Origin of the sequence: Streptomyces sp. CRCS-T-1 (assembly GCF_024442335.1) — a bacterium.
In the GTDB taxonomy this organism is placed as follows: domain Bacteria; phylum Actinomycetota; class Actinomycetes; order Streptomycetales; family Streptomycetaceae; genus Streptomyces; species Streptomyces koelreuteriae.
This window is the reverse complement of sequence record NZ_CP101651.1, coordinates 2,757,661-2,772,654: the sequence shown is the minus strand read 5'-3', so window position 1 is coordinate 2,772,654 and position 14,994 is coordinate 2,757,661. Positions and strand designations below refer to the sequence as shown.

General features: G+C 70.8%; 12 protein-coding genes. 8 read left to right on the top strand and 4 right to left on the bottom strand.

What is annotated here, in order from left to right:
• Positions 1-15 precede the first annotated feature (15 nt).
• The 5 genes from NNW99_RS12150 (at position 16) to NNW99_RS12130 (ending at position 5,626) form a co-directional block, all read left to right on the top strand.
• Positions 16-483 carry a (deoxy)nucleoside triphosphate pyrophosphohydrolase gene (locus NNW99_RS12150; protein ID WP_215118787.1) on the top strand — a complete coding sequence of 156 codons (468 nt, stop codon included), beginning with the start codon at positions 16-18 and terminating at the stop codon, positions 481-483.
• A 123-nt stretch (positions 484-606) separates the two neighbouring features.
• A complete protein-coding gene (locus NNW99_RS12145) occupies positions 607-1,050 on the top strand; it encodes an ATP-binding protein (protein WP_215118785.1) in 444 nt (147 codons plus the stop codon).
• Positions 1,051-1,302: 252 nt separating this feature from the next.
• Positions 1,303-3,942, top strand: a complete 2,640-nt coding sequence (locus tag NNW99_RS12140) for a SpoIIE family protein phosphatase (RefSeq protein ID WP_251057765.1) — start codon at positions 1,303-1,305, stop codon at positions 3,940-3,942.
• Between the two features lie 31 nt (positions 3,943-3,973).
• Positions 3,974-4,555 (top strand): GNAT family N-acetyltransferase, encoded by a 582-nt coding sequence (locus NNW99_RS12135; protein WP_215118781.1) that lies wholly within the window; start codon positions 3,974-3,976, stop codon positions 4,553-4,555.
• Positions 4,556-4,630: 75 nt separating this feature from the next.
• On the top strand, positions 4,631-5,626 hold the full coding sequence (locus NNW99_RS12130) for a phosphotransferase family protein (RefSeq protein WP_215118780.1): 996 nt from the start codon (positions 4,631-4,633) through the stop codon (positions 5,624-5,626).
• Here the strand turns inward: NNW99_RS12130 and NNW99_RS12125 are convergent.
• The 4 genes from NNW99_RS12125 to NNW99_RS12110 are packed head-to-tail and all read right to left on the bottom strand — an operon-like array spanning position 5,601 to position 9,509.
• Positions 5,601-6,377 carry a succinate dehydrogenase/fumarate reductase iron-sulfur subunit gene (locus NNW99_RS12125; RefSeq protein WP_215118778.1) on the bottom strand — a complete coding sequence of 259 codons (777 nt, stop codon included), beginning with the start codon at positions 6,375-6,377 and terminating at the stop codon, positions 5,601-5,603. The genes NNW99_RS12130 and NNW99_RS12125 overlap by 26 nt on opposite strands.
• A complete protein-coding gene (locus NNW99_RS12120; RefSeq protein ID WP_215118776.1) occupies positions 6,374-8,311 on the bottom strand; it encodes a fumarate reductase/succinate dehydrogenase flavoprotein subunit in 1,938 nt (645 codons plus the stop codon). Before NNW99_RS12120 ends, NNW99_RS12125 begins: the two co-directional genes overlap by 4 nt.
• Positions 8,312-8,327: 16 nt before the next feature.
• Complete coding sequence (locus NNW99_RS12115; protein ID WP_215118772.1) at positions 8,328-9,164, bottom strand: hypothetical protein; 837 nt, start codon at positions 9,162-9,164, stop codon at positions 8,328-8,330.
• Between the two features lie 54 nt (positions 9,165-9,218).
• Positions 9,219-9,509 (bottom strand): hypothetical protein, encoded by a 291-nt coding sequence (locus NNW99_RS12110; RefSeq protein ID WP_215118771.1) that lies wholly within the window; start codon positions 9,507-9,509, stop codon positions 9,219-9,221.
• Between the two features lie 290 nt (positions 9,510-9,799).
• Here NNW99_RS12110 and NNW99_RS12105 point away from each other — a divergent pair, with 290 nt between their 5' ends.
• The 3 genes from NNW99_RS12105 to typA all read left to right on the top strand — a co-directional run bounded on the left by NNW99_RS12105 (position 9,800) and on the right by typA (position 14,740).
• Positions 9,800-11,968, top strand: a complete 2,169-nt coding sequence (locus NNW99_RS12105) for an ABC transporter family substrate-binding protein (RefSeq protein ID WP_215118770.1) — start codon at positions 9,800-9,802, stop codon at positions 11,966-11,968.
• A 97-nt stretch (positions 11,969-12,065) separates the two neighbouring features.
• Positions 12,066-12,689: a hypothetical protein gene (locus NNW99_RS12100; RefSeq protein WP_215118769.1), complete on the top strand. Its 624-nt coding sequence runs from the start codon at positions 12,066-12,068 to the stop codon at positions 12,687-12,689.
• A 143-nt stretch (positions 12,690-12,832) separates the two neighbouring features.
• Positions 12,833-14,740 carry a translational GTPase TypA gene (gene typA, locus NNW99_RS12095; protein ID WP_215118767.1) on the top strand — a complete coding sequence of 636 codons (1,908 nt, stop codon included), beginning with the start codon at positions 12,833-12,835 and terminating at the stop codon, positions 14,738-14,740.
• The last annotated feature ends 254 nt before the right edge of the window (positions 14,741-14,994 follow it).

Here is a 14,994-nt window from a genome sequence, read left to right as displayed (position 1 = left end):
CCGTAGGCTCCCCGCATGAGTGAGCGGATCGTCGTCGTGGGTGCCGCGCTGGTCGACGACGGGCGGCTGCTGGCGGCCCGGCGCAGCGCGCCCGTGGAGCTGGCCGGGCGCTGGGAGTTGCCCGGCGGCAAGGTCGAGCCCGGGGAGAGCGCTGACGCGGCGCTGGTACGGGAACTGCGCGAGGAACTCGGCGTCGACGCCGAGGCCGGCGGTCGCGTCCCGGGGGAGTGGCCCCTGAAGTCGCCCTACGTCCTGCACGTGTGGACCGCCCGGCTGCGACCCGGCTCCGCCGCGCCCGAGCCCCTCGAGGACCACGACGAACTGCGCTGGCTCGGCCCGGGTGAGATCTGGGACGTGCACTGGCTGGATCAGGATGTCCCGGCCGTACGGCAGACTCTGGCGCACCTCGGAGCCGCGGGCGGCCTGACCTCTTCCGGCCCCGGTTCTTCCCGCCCCGGCGCGGAGGAAGTGCCCGGCGCCTGAGGCGAACCGGGGGCGTGCGGGGTCGGGGCATTGCCGTACGGGCGCCCCCTGTGCATTTCGTGCCACTGTGCGCCGCCCGCACGATACTCCGCCCCGGATATCGGGTATGTGCTCATTAACCCCATGAAACCGGACATGGGCGGGCCTCTTGCCTGGGAAGTGATCGGCGTGATCGACACCGAAGGTGACCGCGCCGAGTGGACCTTTCCCGCCGAACCGGGCGCCGTGCGCACCGCCCGCCAGGCCGTCCGCGGCCAACTCCGCGGCTGGGAACTCGACAGCCTGTCCGACCTCGCGGTGCTGCTGGTCAGCGAGTTGGTCACCAACGCCCTGCGGCACGCCACCGGGCCCATCGGGGTCCGCCTGGTCCGCCCGTCCGACCTGGACGGCGTCCTGCGGGTCGAGGTCTCCGACCCGCTCCCGGACCCGCCCCGCGAGCGCGCCCCCCGGCTCGACGACGAGAGCGGCCGCGGACTGCAACTGGTCGCCTCCTCCTGCCGCCGCTGGGGCACCCGGCCCGGCGCCGCGGGCAAGACGGTGTGGTTCGAACTCACCGTGCCGGGGTGAAAAATCGGTGTACGTACGCCCTGTCACTGTCGAGCGATTGGTTCAGGCCAGTGGCGGTTGTCGGCAGACGTGATTCGACGACGTGTCCCCTGGTTAGAAGACTGGAAGTGTTGTCACGGTCCGGACCGAAAACCATCGGGACCGTGCTGTGATCGTGAACACCGTGTTGTGCGGCACCGTAGTGCTGGATACTGCGGGCAGCCGCCCCCGGTGACCGGTGCCGGACGCGGTGAGCTGGAGGGGACGGTTCGCGTGAGCGAGATACCAGCGAAGGCCACGGAGTCCGAGGACCCGTCGGACGGCGCGAGGGCCAGGGCCGCGGACGGCCTGGCCTCCGCGGTGGGAGGTGCGCTGGCGGCCGACGGGGTCCAGACCGGGGACGCCATGTGGCAGAGCAGTCCCCCGGGATCCATCTACGACTACATCAAGGTCGCGTCCTTCTCGATCGGCCCCGACGGTCTGGTCGATCAGTGGAGCCTGCGCGCCGAGCACCTCTTCGGCATCCCCGCCGCACGCGCCGTCGGCATGGACCCGATCGAGGCGTTCATCGACCCGCGCCATCACGAGCGCGGCATGCGCAAGATGGCCGAGATCCTCGACGGCCGCGAGTGGACCGGCGTGGTGCCCTTCCGGATGCCCAAGGACGCCGAGGGCGGCGAATGCGGGCACGAGGGACTCGCCGAGGTGTACGTCATGCCGACGCGCACCGAGGACGGCGAGAAGGCCGCCGTATGCATCGTCGTCGACGTCCGCACCCTGCGCAGCATCGAGACTGACCTCGCCGCCTCGCAGGCCATTTTCGGTCAATCCCCGTTCGGTTTCGTGCTGATCGACCCCGATCTGCGGGTCCGCCGTGTCAACCATCGGTTCGCTTCCGTCTTCGGCGGCACACCCGACGACCACCGGGGCAAGGACGTCCACGACTTCCTCCAGCGCGGTGAGGGAGACCGGGTCGCCGCCACGCTGCGCCGCGTACTGGAGACGGGCAACTCCATCACGGACATGCACGTCACGGGCTTCGTGCCGGGCTCCGACGAGCGCCGCCACTGGTCCGTCAACCTCTATCGCGTGCACAGCGGTTCGGGCCGGCCCATCGGGATCGCCTGGCTCGGAACCGACATCACCTCGCGCCGGGAGGCCGCCCGCGAGGCCGCCGCCGCCCGGCGCAATCTGGCTCTGCTGAACGAGGCCGGCGCCCGCATCGGCAACTCCCTCGACCTGGAGACCACGGCCAGGCAGCTTCTCGACGTGGTCGTGCCCGGCTTCTGCGACCTGGCCACCGTCGACCTCTACCAGGGGCTGCTGGTCGGCGACGAGACCCCGCCCGGGCTCGCCGACGGCAGCGCCGAGCTGCGCCGGGTGGCCTTCGCCAGTGCCGTCTCCGACGAGCCGTTCGCCGGCAGCGGTGTGCCCGTCTCGGTCGGCGCCGTCCACCACTACCCGTTCAACTCGCCCTGCGCGGACGCCCTGCGCACGGCCCGTCCCCAGTTCGTCCCCGGCGAGGACGGGGGGCTCGTGCAGTCCACGCTCGCCGTGCCGATGGTCGCCCACGACACCGTCGTCGGGCTCGTGCAGTTCGCCCGTACGAAGGGCAGCGAGCCGTTCGGCGACCGGGACCGCGACCTCGGCGTGGAGCTGGCGGCGCGCGCGGCCGTCTGCATCGACAACGCCCGGCTCTACCGGCGCGAGCACGAACGCGCGTTGATACTGCAACGGTCCCTGCTCCCGCCCGGCGACCCGGAGGCCTCCGGCCTCGACATCGCCTGCCGCTATCTGCCCGGCAACGCCAACACCGGCCGGCCCAGCGAGGTCGGCGGCGACTGGTTCGACGTCATCGAACTCCCCGGGCACCGCACCGCGCTCGTCGTCGGCGACGTCATGGGCCGCGGCCTGCGCGCCGCCGTCGCCATGGGCGAACTCCGTACGGCGGTCCGGACCCTGGCGCAGCTCGACCTCGAACCGGCCGAGGTGCTCTCCCAGCTGGACGAGATCGCCCGCGGCCTCGGCGCCCCCGGGGGCGTCCAGCAGGCGACCAGGGCAGCTCGCCGCCCGCGTGAGGCGGACCTCTCAGAGGTGTATCTCGCCACCTGCGTCTACGCCGTCTACGACTCCGTCACCCGGCGCTGCACGTTTGCCAACGCGGGCCATCTGCCGCCCGTCCTGGTCGAGCCGGGCGAGTCCGCCCTGATGCTCGACGTGCCGCCGGGCATGCCCCTCGGGGTCGGCGGCGAGCCCTTCGAGGAGGTCGAGGTCGAACTCCCCGAGGGCGCTCTGCTCGCGCTCTACACGGATGGACTGGTCGAAAGCCGCGACCATCCCCTGGACGAGGGCCTCCAGGCCTTCGTCAGTGCCCTGTCCGACTCCTCCCAGCCGCTGGAGGACGTCTGCGACCACGTCCTCAACACCCTCGACACCCACCACGGCGAGGACGACATCGCGTTGCTGATGGCACGTGTACAGGGCCTGCCGAACGAATCCGTGGGCGACTGGACCCTGCCGCGCGAGCCGCGCAGTGTGGGCCGGGCCCGGGAGTACGCGCGGGCCCAACTGATGAGCTGGGACATGGAACCCCTGGTCGACACCACAGAGCTCCTGGTCAGCGAGCTGGTCACCAACGCCCTGCGCTACGGCGAGGGCGAGATCCGCCTCCGGCTGCTGCTCGACCGCACCCTGGTCTGCGAGGTCTGGGACTCCGGCCTGGTCCAGCCCCGCCGCCGCCGGGCCCGCGACACCGACGAGGGCGGCCGCGGCCTGCAACTCGTCGGCCTCCTCAGCGCCGCGTGGGGCTCCCGCCGCACCCCCCGGGGCAAGACGGTCTGGTTCGAACTCCCCCTGCCCGGCGGCGAAACCCGCCTGACGGATCCGGCGGAGGCGCTGCTGAGCCTGTTCTGAGAACGCCCCGCCGCGCCCGTACGCTCACGCCATGTCGATACCCACCACACGGCTGCGAGCGGCCACACCGACGGCCCCCGCCCTGATCCTGCGTCCCTGGACCCCCGAGGACGCCGCGGGGCTGGCCGCCCTGGGGCGCCGGGACGACGCCGCCCTGCGCCGCTGGACGGCCTTCGCCGTCGACGACGAGCCGAGCGCCGCCCAGTGGCTGCGCGAGCAGCAGCAGGGCTGGGAACAGGGCCACCGCTACGCGTTCGCCGTCGAGGAAGCCAACCCCTCCGGCTCGCCCGGCCCGCCGGCCGGCCACGTCGTCCTCAAGGACATCGCCCCCGGCGCCGCCTCCGCCGAGGTCGGCTACTGGACAGCCGCACACGCCCGCGGCCGCGGCATCGCCTCCCGCGCCCTGCACACCCTCACCGACTGGGCCTTCACCACCTTCGCCCCCACCGGCCTGACCCGCCTCGAACTCCTGCACCAGGTCGACAACACGGCGTCGTGCCGGGTGGCGGACAAGAGCGGCTACCCCCTCACGGGCATCCGCCCGCCGTGGCCGCCGGACTATCCGCTGGAGGGGCATGTGCATGTGCGGCACCTGGCCCAAGGGCTCGGCTGACCGCACCTCCCGGGCCGCCGGCCGCGGTCGGAAAATCCCGGAAGAAGGCCGAGCCGACTCCGTACGCTCGGCGCGGTGACAGCGACCCGACGCACCCTCACCCGCACCGACCTCGCCCCCTTGGCCCGCGCAGCCCTGGGCCCGGGCTGGGCGCTGACGGGCGTGGAACGCCTGCGCGGAGGCACCAAGAAGGGCGTCTACCGTCTGGCTCTCGACGACGGCTCCACCGCCATCGCCTATGTCTGGTCCGCCGACGAGGACTTCTGGGACGCCGGCCCGTCCGATCCCCGTGACCCGTTCTCCCACGGCACGGGCCTCGGCCTGTTCACGGCGGCCCACGACCGGCTCGTCGCCGTCGGCGTCCGCACGCCGCGCCTGCTGTACGCCGACGCCACGCACAGGCACCTCCCGGCCGACGCGGCCGTCGTGGAGGACATGTCCGGCGGCAGCCTGGAGGACGCCCTGGCCCGTGAGCCGGACCAGGCGCCGCGGGCCATGGAGCGGATGGCGGAGCTTCTTGTCACCTTGCACGCCCGCACCGGCCCCCGCCTCGGCAAGGTCGCCCTCGTCGACAACGGCGGCTCCTCCCGCCCCGCCTCCTGCGAGCAGCGTGTGACCGAGGGCGCCCTGCGCTGTATCGCGGAAGCGGCCCGTCGTGAGCCTCGTGTCGCCGCCGTACGTCGGGAACTGGAGGAGACCGTCCTCGCCCTGGCCGCCGAGGTCCGTCCCCGGGATCGGCACACCCTCATCCATGGCGAACTCGGCCCGGACCATGTCCTGCTGACGCCCGACGGGCAACCGGCGCTCATCGACATCGAGGGCCTGATGTACTTCGACCTGGAGCACGAGCACGTCTTTCTCCGGCTCCGCTTCGGCCCTCACTACGACGCCCTGCGGGTCCCCGGCCTGGACGAGGCCCGTCTGCGTCTGTACCGCCTGGCGATGCACATCGGGCTCGTCTCGGGCCCGCTGACGCTCATCGAGGGGGACTTCCCGCACCCGGAGCGGATGCGGGAGATCGCCGAACACAACCTCCGGGAGACGCTCAGCCTGCTGAGGAGCGCCTCCTGATCTTCGAGCCCAGCCACACCAGTGGGTCGTACTTGCGGTCCACCGCCCGTTCCTTCAGAGGGATCAGCGCGTTGTCCGTGATCTTGATGCCCTCGGGGCAGACCTCCGTGCAGCACTTGGTGATGTTGCAGTAGCCCAGGCCGTGTTCGTCCTGGGCGGTGGTCTTGCGGTCCAGGCCGGATTCGGAGGCCGCGTCGAGGGGGTGCATGTCGAGTTCCGCCACCCGCATCAGGAAGCGGGGGCCCGCGAAGGCCTGTTTGTTCTCCTCGTGGTCGCGGACGACATGGCAGGTGTCCTGGCACAGGAAGCACTCGATGCACTTGCGGAACTCCTGCGAGCGGTCGACGTCCTCCTGCATCATGCGGTACTCGCCGGGCGCGACCCCGGCCGGCGGTACGAAGGACGGGACCTCCCTGGCCTTGGTGTAGTTGAAGCCGACGTCGGTGACCAGGTCGCGGACGACCGGGAACGCCCGCAGTGGCGTCACCGTGATCGTCTCTTCCCGCTCGAACACCGACATGCGGGTCATGCACATCAGCCGGGGCCTGCCGTTGATCTCCGCCGAGCAGGAACCGCACTTGCCCGCCTTGCAGTTCCAGCGCACGGCGAGATCGGGGGCCTGCGTGGCCTGGAGGCGGTGGATGATGTCGAGGACGACCTCGCCCTCGTTGACCTCGACCTTGAAGTCCTCCAGGCCGCCGCCCCCGGTATCGCCCCGCCACACCTTGAACCGGGCCTCGTAGCCGCTCACTCGTACAGCTCCTCTTCGGCCAGGTACTTCACCAGCTCCTCCTTGTCGAACAGGGCGAGCAGGTCCGCACGGACGGGTTCGGTGGTCTCGCTGGTGAGGGTGATCTGGCCGCGGACCGGATCCGCCGCCAGGCCGCCCGTCGGGTCGGCGAGCGCGCACAGCAGGTTGATACGGCGCCACTTGCGGTCCATCCCCGGATGGTCCTCACGCGTGTGACCGCCACGCGACTCGGTGCGCTCCAGCGCGGCCCGCGCCACACACTCGCTGACCAGCAGCATGTTCCTGAGGTCCAGGGCGAGATGCCAGCCCGGGTTGAACTGCCGGTGCCCCTCGACCCCGGCCCGGCGCGCCCGTACCCGCAGCTCGGCCAGCTTCTCCAGGGCCTGCTTCATCTCCGGCTCGCGGCGGATGATGCCGACCAGGTCGTTCATCGTCTGCTGGAGTTCCTGGTGCAGGGTGTACGGGTTCTCCGGCGGGCCGCCCGAGGGCTCCTCGCTCTCCGCCTCGGCGGAGAAGGGCCGCAGGGCCTCGGCCGCCGCCGAGTCGACCTGGACGTCGTCCACCAGCGGGCGGGCACCGGCCAGCCCCGCCGTGTACTCGGCCGCGTGCCAGCCCGCCCGGCGGCCGAACACCAGCAGGTCGGACAGCGAGTTGCCGCCGAGCCGGTTGGAGCCGTGCATGCCGCCGGCCACCTCACCGGCCGCGAACAGCCCCGGCACCCCCCGGGCCGCCGCCGTGTCGGACTCGACCGCGACCCCGCCCATCACGTAGTGACAGGTGGGCCCGACCTCCATCGCCTCCGCCGTGATGTCGACGTCCGCCAGCTCCTTGAACTGGTGGTACATCGACGGCAGCCGGCGCTTGATGACCTCGGCCGGCATCCGCGTCGACACATCGAGGAACACGCCGCCGTGCGGCGAGCCACGCCCCTCCTTCACCTCGGCGTTGATCGCCCGGGCGACCTCGTCGCGGGGGAGCAGCTCGGGGGGACGCCGGTTGTTGTCCGGGTCGTCGTACCAGCGGTCGCCCTCGGCCTCCGACTCCGCGTACTTGTCCTTGAAGACATCGGGGACGTAGTCGAACATGAACCGCTTGCCGTCGGAGTTGCGCAGCACCCCGCCGTCGCCGCGCACCGACTCGGTGACGAGGATGCCCTTCACCGACGGCGGCCAGACCATGCCGGTCGGGTGGAACTGCACGAACTCCATGTTCAGCAGGGGAGCGCCCGCGAGGAGGGCCAGCGCGTGGCCGTCGCCGGTGTACTCCCAGGAGTTCGATGTCACCTTGAAGGACTTGCCGATACCGCCGGTAGAGATCACGACGGCCGGTGCCTCGAGGACGAAGAAGCGGCCGGACTCGCGCTCGTAGGCGAAGACGCCCGAGACCCGGCCGTCCTCCTTCAGGACGCGCGTGACCGTGCACTCCTGGAAGACCTTCAGCCGGGACTCGTAGTCGCCGGTCTCCTTGAAGTCCTCCTGCTGGAGCTGGACGATCTTCTGCTGGAGGGTGCGGATCAGCTCCAGGCCCGTGCGGTCGCCGACGTGCGCGAGGCGCGGGTACTCGTGGCCGCCGAAGTTGCGCTGGGAGATCCGGCCGTCCTTGGTGCGGTCGAACAGCGCGCCCCAGGTCTCCAGCTCCCACACCCGCTGCGGCGCCTCCTGCGCGTGCAGCTCGGCCATCCGCCACTGGTTGAGGAACTTGCCGCCGCGCATGGTGTCGCGGAAGTGGACCTGCCAGTTGTCGCCGGTGTTGACGTTGGCCATCGCCGCGGCGATACCGCCCTCGGCCATCACGGTGTGCGCCTTGCCGAACAGCGACTTGCAGATCACGGCCGTACGGGCACCCCGCTCGCGGGCCTCGATGGCGGCGCGCAGTCCGGCCCCGCCCGCGCCCACCACGACGACGTCCCACTCCTGCCGGTCGACCACGGACATCAGAACGCCCCCCTCATCAGAAGAACCGCGGATCGTCGAAGGCGCCGGAGGCGACCAGATAGACGTAGAAGTCGGCGAGCGCCACGCTCACCAGCGAGGCCCAGGCGAGCTGCATGTGCCGGGCGTTGAGCTTCCCGGCCCACTGCCACATCCGGTAGCGCACGGGATGCTTCGAGAAGTGCTTGAGCTTGCCGCCGACGATGTGCCGGCAGGAGTGGCAGGAGATCGTGTACGCCCAGATCAGCACGATGTTGACCAGGAACACCAGGGTGCCGAGGCCCATGTGGCCCCACGCGTAGTTCTCGTCGCGGAAGGCGAGCACGGTGTCGTAGGTGAGGATCCCGGCGACGACGAGCGCGGCGTAGAAGAAGTACCGGTGGATGTTCTGCAGCACCAGCGGGAAGCGGGTCTCACCGGTGTACTTCTTGTGCGGCTCGGCCACCGCGCAGGCCGGCGGGGACGCCCAGAAGCCCCGGTAGTAGGCCTTGCGGTAGTAGTAGCAGGTCAGCCGGAAGCCGAGCGGGAAGATCAGGATGATGATGGCGGGCGAGATGCCCCACCAGCTGCCGAAGATCTCCCAGTTCGGGCCGGCCTTCATCGGCTCGCAGCGCTCCGCCAGGCACGGGGAGTAGAAGGGCGAGACGTACGGCGCCGCGTAGTAGTGCGCGTCGGCGAAGGCCCGCCAGGTCGAGTAGACGATGAAGGCCAGCAGGCCGGCGGCCGTACCGGCCGGGGCCAGCCACCAGCGGTCGGTGCGCAGGTGCGGGGCGGAGATAGCGGCGCGCGTACCCGCCCGTACGCCGCCGCTTCTGGGTTGGGGTTCGGTGGCGGGAGGTTCCGTACCAGTGGCCACGTGACGACTCCGGTCGGGTTCGGGGGAGGTGCCGGTCGTACCACTCCGGACCGGTCAGGGAGCGCGCCGGTCCCGGGCGCCGAGCCCCTCGTCGTCCGAGTCGCGCCACAGGGCGGAGTCGTACGGCGCGTCCGAGATGGTGACGAGCTCGGGGCGCTTCGGCGTTGCCGGGGAGGCGGCGGCGTCGCGCAGCAGGGCGACGCTCTCGCGCAGATGGTTGGCGTCGGCACGGACGCGGCGCATCTCCAGGCCGCCGGTGCCGAGCTGCTTCTCCAGGCGTCCCACCGACCGGAGCAGGTCGTCGAGGCTGCGCTGGACTGACGTCAGTTCGTCGTGAACGGACATGACTTGCCCTCACTTCCGCGGGTCCTTCAAGGCCCAAGGCGGCAACGTTCATGCGCCTGCGAGTGTTGCGCGTCACACCTTGTGCTGTGAAGGGATGTGCACCGATTGGCCGAGGCGCATGGGTGCGCTTCTGCCGTGTATTGCTCCGCACGGGTGACTCTCCGACCGTGACCGCCGTGTCGCCCTGTGTTGCCGAACCCTTTCCTCTTCAGTGGGCCGCATACATCAGATGAAATCCAAATACCGCCAAAAGTGATCATAACGCCCGCGGCTTTCCGGAGGTAGCACAGATGTCCCAGCACGCCGTCGGCCCGCGTGCGGTCTCGCGCTCGGTCGCCTTCCTCCTCACCGCGGGAGTGCTCGCGGTGCCCGCGCTCGCCGGATGCGGCTCCGAGGACCCGGCGGGCAAGCCGCTCGCCGGGCAGGACATCCAGCCCGCCCCCCGCGACCGGATCACCGACGGCGGCACCCTGCGCTGGGCCGTCGACTCCGTGCCCGACACCCTGAACACCTTCCAGTCGGACGCCGACGCCACCACCACCCGCGTGGCCCAGGCCGTCCTGCCCTCGATGTTCCGGATGAACGCCGACGGCCGCCCGGAGCGCAACCCGGCCTACCTGGAGTCCGCCAAGGTCGTCGAGACGGAGCCCAAGCAGGTAGTCCTCTACAAGCTCGACCAGCAGGCCGTCTGGAGCGACGGCCGGGAGATCGGCGCCGCCGACTTCGCCGCCCAGTGGCGCGCCCTGTCCGGCAAGGACACCGCCTACTGGACCGCCCGCAACGCCGGCTACGACCGCATCCAGAAGATCGAGCGCGGGGACAACGCCCTGGAGGTCCGGGTCACCTTCAGCCGCACCTACGCCGACTGGCGCTCCCTGTTCTCGCCGCTGTACCCGAAGGACGTCATGGGCACCCCGGACTCCTTCAACGACGGGGCACGCAAGAAGCTCAAGGTCACCGCGGGCCCCTTCACGGTGAAGAAGCTCAGCCGCAAGAACGAGGAGATCACCCTCACCCGCAATCCGCGCTGGTGGGGACGGCCGGCCAAGCTCTCCGAGATCGTGCTGCGCACCGTCCCGCGCGAGAAGCGGGCCAAGGAGCTGGCCGCCGGCACCCTCGACCTGGCCGAGATCGCCCCCTCCGAGGCCCGCCGCATCACCGTCGCCGCCCGCCCCCGGGGCTCCAGCAGCCCGGTGATGGGCCCCGAGGCGGACCAGAAGCCGCAGGGCAGCCAGGCCGCCGCCAAGTACGCCCGGCAACAGCAGGCCCTGCGCGGCTTCGAGGTGCGCAAGTCCCTGGAGCCGGCCTTCACCCAGCTCGCCCTGAACGGGGCCGAGGGGCCGCTCGCCGACGAGCGCGTCCGCAGGGCCGTCGCCCGCGCCCTGGACCGCAAGGAACTGGCCGAGGCGGTGCTGAAGCCCCTCGGGCTGCCCGCCGTCCCCGTCGGCAGCCACCTCGCCCTGTCCGGGCAGGCCGCCTACGCCGACAACAGCGGCGCCCTCGGCGGCCAGGACACCAAGGAGGCCCAGGCGCTGCTCGCGGACGCCGGGTGGGTGCGGGGCGGCCCGATCAAGGAAGAGAAGAAGAAGGGCGAGAAGGCGGCCGGCGCCGAGGGCGAGAAGGCCGGCAAGTCCTCCGACGGCGACTCCGGGAACGACGACGGCGAATACATCGTCGGCTCGGACGACAAGGACCAGCAGGACAAGAAGGACCAGCGGAACGACAACGACCAGCAGGACGGCAAGGCGCACCGCGAGAACGACCCGGCCCACCTCGCCCAGGACGGCAAGCAGTACAAGCAGCCCCACCAGGGCGGTGCCCCCGGCGCATACGCCCCCATGGGCACCGCCGCCCCGGCCGGCCGCGAGTCCGCCCCGCTCGCCAAGAACGGCAAGCCCCTCACCCTCCGCTTCGTGCTCCCCTCAGGGCCCGGCTCCCAGACGCTGCGCACGGTGGCCGACCGCGTCGCCCGCATGCTGAAGCGCGTCGGCATCGGCACGGAGATCTCCAAGGTCTCCGACGAGTCCTACTTCAAGGACCACATCGCCTCCGGCCAGTACGACCTCGCCCTGTACTCCTGGCCCGCCTCCGCCTTCCCCGCCACCGACGCCCGCCCCGTCTACGCCAAGCCCGTCCCGGCCGCCGACGGTTCGCTGAACGTCGAGCAGAACTACACCCGCGTCGGCACCGACCAGGTCGACCAGCTCTTCGACCAGGCCGTGGCCACCCTCGACGAGGGCGAGTCCCGCTCCCTGATCCGCAAGGCGGACTCCCGCATCTGGGCCGCGGCCGGCTCGATCCCCCTCTTCCAGCGCCCCCAGCTCATCGCCGCCCGCAAGAACCTGGTCAACATCGGCGCCTTCGGCCTCGGTACACCGGTCTACGAGGACATGGGCTTCCTGAAGAAGGGCGCGAAGCCGGCGTCCGGCCCGTCGGCGAAGGGCTCCGCGACCCCGTAGCTCCCTTGTCACCCGCGCGGGGCGCCCGCATCATGAACACGACAGTGATCATGGTGCGGGCTCCCTGGCGTCCGTACACGGGGGACGGGGCCGGCGCATGCGCGGCAGAGTACGGCTGACCTGGGCGACGGGGCTGGTCATCGGGGCGCTGATGACGGGGCTGACGGCGTGCACGGGGGACTCCGGCGGCAGCGGGGAGGACAAGGCCGAGGCCTGCGCGGACGGTACGTACGCATGGTCCGGCGTCCGCCGGGAGCAGCGGCTGACCGCGCTGTCCGACCCGATCAGGTTCAAGAAGAAGACCGCCACCTACTCGGCCCGTCTCGAGCCCGTCGGTGACACGGTGTACCGGCCTTCGGTGACCGGTACCCCCGAGGGCGCCGACGCGGCCGGTGTGATCAAGGCGCTGGGCAAGCACCTGAAGGTCGATGAACCGCTCGCGGGCCCGTCGGAGACGGAGCGGCCTCGGGACGACCACTACTTCGAGTCGGCGACCGGCGACCACTTCGGCGCGTACTACTCGTGGGCGGCGATCGACCTGGTCGAGGCCGACTTCACCCACACCTGCGGGGACGGCGAGCCCGCCAAGGGCCATGTGCGGACCTGGGAAGGGACCGGCGCCGGATTCCTGCCCTGTTCCATGTCCTCGGACGAAGAGGCCGGCCGGCTCGCCGCCGAGCAGACCTGTCCCGCCGGATCCGAGGCCGCGCAGGACCTCTGACCTGCACTGACGTATCCCGGCTCACCCCAACGGCCGCGCACCCGTACCATGGGGTGTGGCCGTGGCACGTTCAGCCCGGCAGGGCCCGCGCACCGCAGACGTCCGCGCAGGGCATTCCTCACACTCCGGGAGTACGCCTTCTTATGGCCACGCGCCACGACATCCGCAACGTCGCCATCGTCGCCCACGTCGACCACGGCAAGACGACCATCGTCGACGGCATGCTGAAGCAGGCCGGTGCCTTCGCCGCCCACCAGCTCGAAGGCGTCGACGACCGCATGATGGACTCGAACGACCTGGAGCGTGAGAAGGGCATCACGATCCTGGCCAAGAACACGGCGGTGAAGTACCACCCGAAGGACGGCGGGGAGGTCATCACCATCAACATCATCGACACCCCCGGCCACGCCGACTTCGGCGGTGAGGTCGAGCGCGGTCTGTCGATGGTCGACGGTGTCGTCCTGCTCGTCGACGCCTCCGAGGGCCCGCTGCCGCAGACCCGCTTCGTGCTGCGCAAGGCGCTGCAGCAGCGTCTGCCCGTCATCCTGTGCATCAACAAGACGGACCGCCCGGACTCCCGGATCGACGAGGTCGTCAACGAGACGTACGACCTCTTCCTCGACCTGGACGCCGACGAGGAGCAGATCGAGTTCCCGATCGTCTACGCCTGCGGCCGTGACGGCATCGCCTCGCTGACCAAGCCCGACAACGGCACGGTCCCGGGCGACTCCACCAGCCTGGAGCCGTTCTTCTCCACGATCCTGGAGCACATCCCGGCGCCGACGTACGACGAGGCCGCCCCGCTCCAGGCCCACGTCACCAACCTGGACGCCGACAACTTCCTCGGCCGTATCGCGCTGCTCCGCGTCGAGCAGGGCGAGCTGCGCAAGGGCCAGACGGTCGCGTGGATGAAGCGCGACGGGTCCGTCAGCAACGTCCGCATCACCGAGCTGATGATGACCGAGGCGCTCACCCGCAAGCCGGCCGAGATGGCCGGCCCCGGTGACATCTGCGCGGTCGCCGGTATCCCGGACATCATGATCGGCGAGACCCTGGCCGACCCGGAGAACCCGGTCGCACTGCCGCTGATCACGGTCGACCAGCCCGCGATCTCCATGGTCATCGGCACCAACACCTCCCCGCTGGTCGGCCGTGGTGCCACCGGCAAGGGCGCCGACAACAAGGGCGCCGTCAAGGACCGCAAGGTCACCGCCCGCCAGGTCAAGGACCGCCTCGACCGCGAGCTGATCGGTAACGTCAGCCTCCGCGTGCTGGACACCGAGCGCCCCGACGCCTGGGAGGTCCAGGGCCGTGGCGAGCTGGCCCTCGCGATCCTCGTCGAGACCATGCGCCGGGAAGGCTTCGAGCTGACCATCGGCAAGCCGCAGGTCGTCACCAAGGAGGTCGACGGCAAGACGCACGAGCCCGTCGAGCGCATGACGATCGACGTGCCCGAGGAGCACATGGGCGCCGTCACGCAGCTCATGGGCGTCCGCAAGGGCCGCATGGACAACATGTCCAACCACGGCTCCGGCTGGGTCCGCATGGAGTTCGTCGTCCCCTCCCGCGGTCTGATCGGTTTCCGTACGGAGTTCCTGACCCAGACCCGCGGCACGGGCATCGGCCACTCCATCCACGAGGGCTTCGAGCCCTGGTTCGGCGCGCTCCAGACCCGTAACAACGGCTCCCTGGTCGCCGACCGCTCCGGTGCGGTCACCGCGTTCGCGATGACCAACCTCCAGGAGCGCGGCGTGCTGTTCACCGAGCCGGGCACCGAGGTGTACGAGGGCATGATCGTCGGCGAGAACTCCCGCGCCGACGACATGGACGTCAACATCACCAAGGAGAAGAAGCTCACGAACATGCGGTCCTCGTCGGCCGACTCGTTCGAGGCGATCGTCCCGCCGCGCAAGCTCTCCCTGGAGCAGTCCCTGGAGTTCTGCCGCGACGACGAGTGCGTCGAGGTCACCCCGGAGGCCGTGCGCATCCGCAAGGTGAACCTGGACGCCCGCGAGCGCGCCCGCGCCGCGAGCCGCGCCAAGCACGGCTGACGCCTCTCACCGCACGACGACGCCGGGCACCCCGCATCAGCGGGGTGCCCGGCGTCGTCGTAAAGGGTCGTCGTAAAGACGGGGGAACGCGAAGGCAAGGGTGAGGGAAAACCCTCGATTTGGCCGGCGCAGCACTGCGGAACGCCCCGCTCCCACTAACCTGTCGCGAAAGCGCTGCACCCTGCCCTGAGCCAGGAGCCGGTCAACGGCCTTACGGCGGAAGCCTCTTGAGACGGCGACAGCCGCCGGTGGCA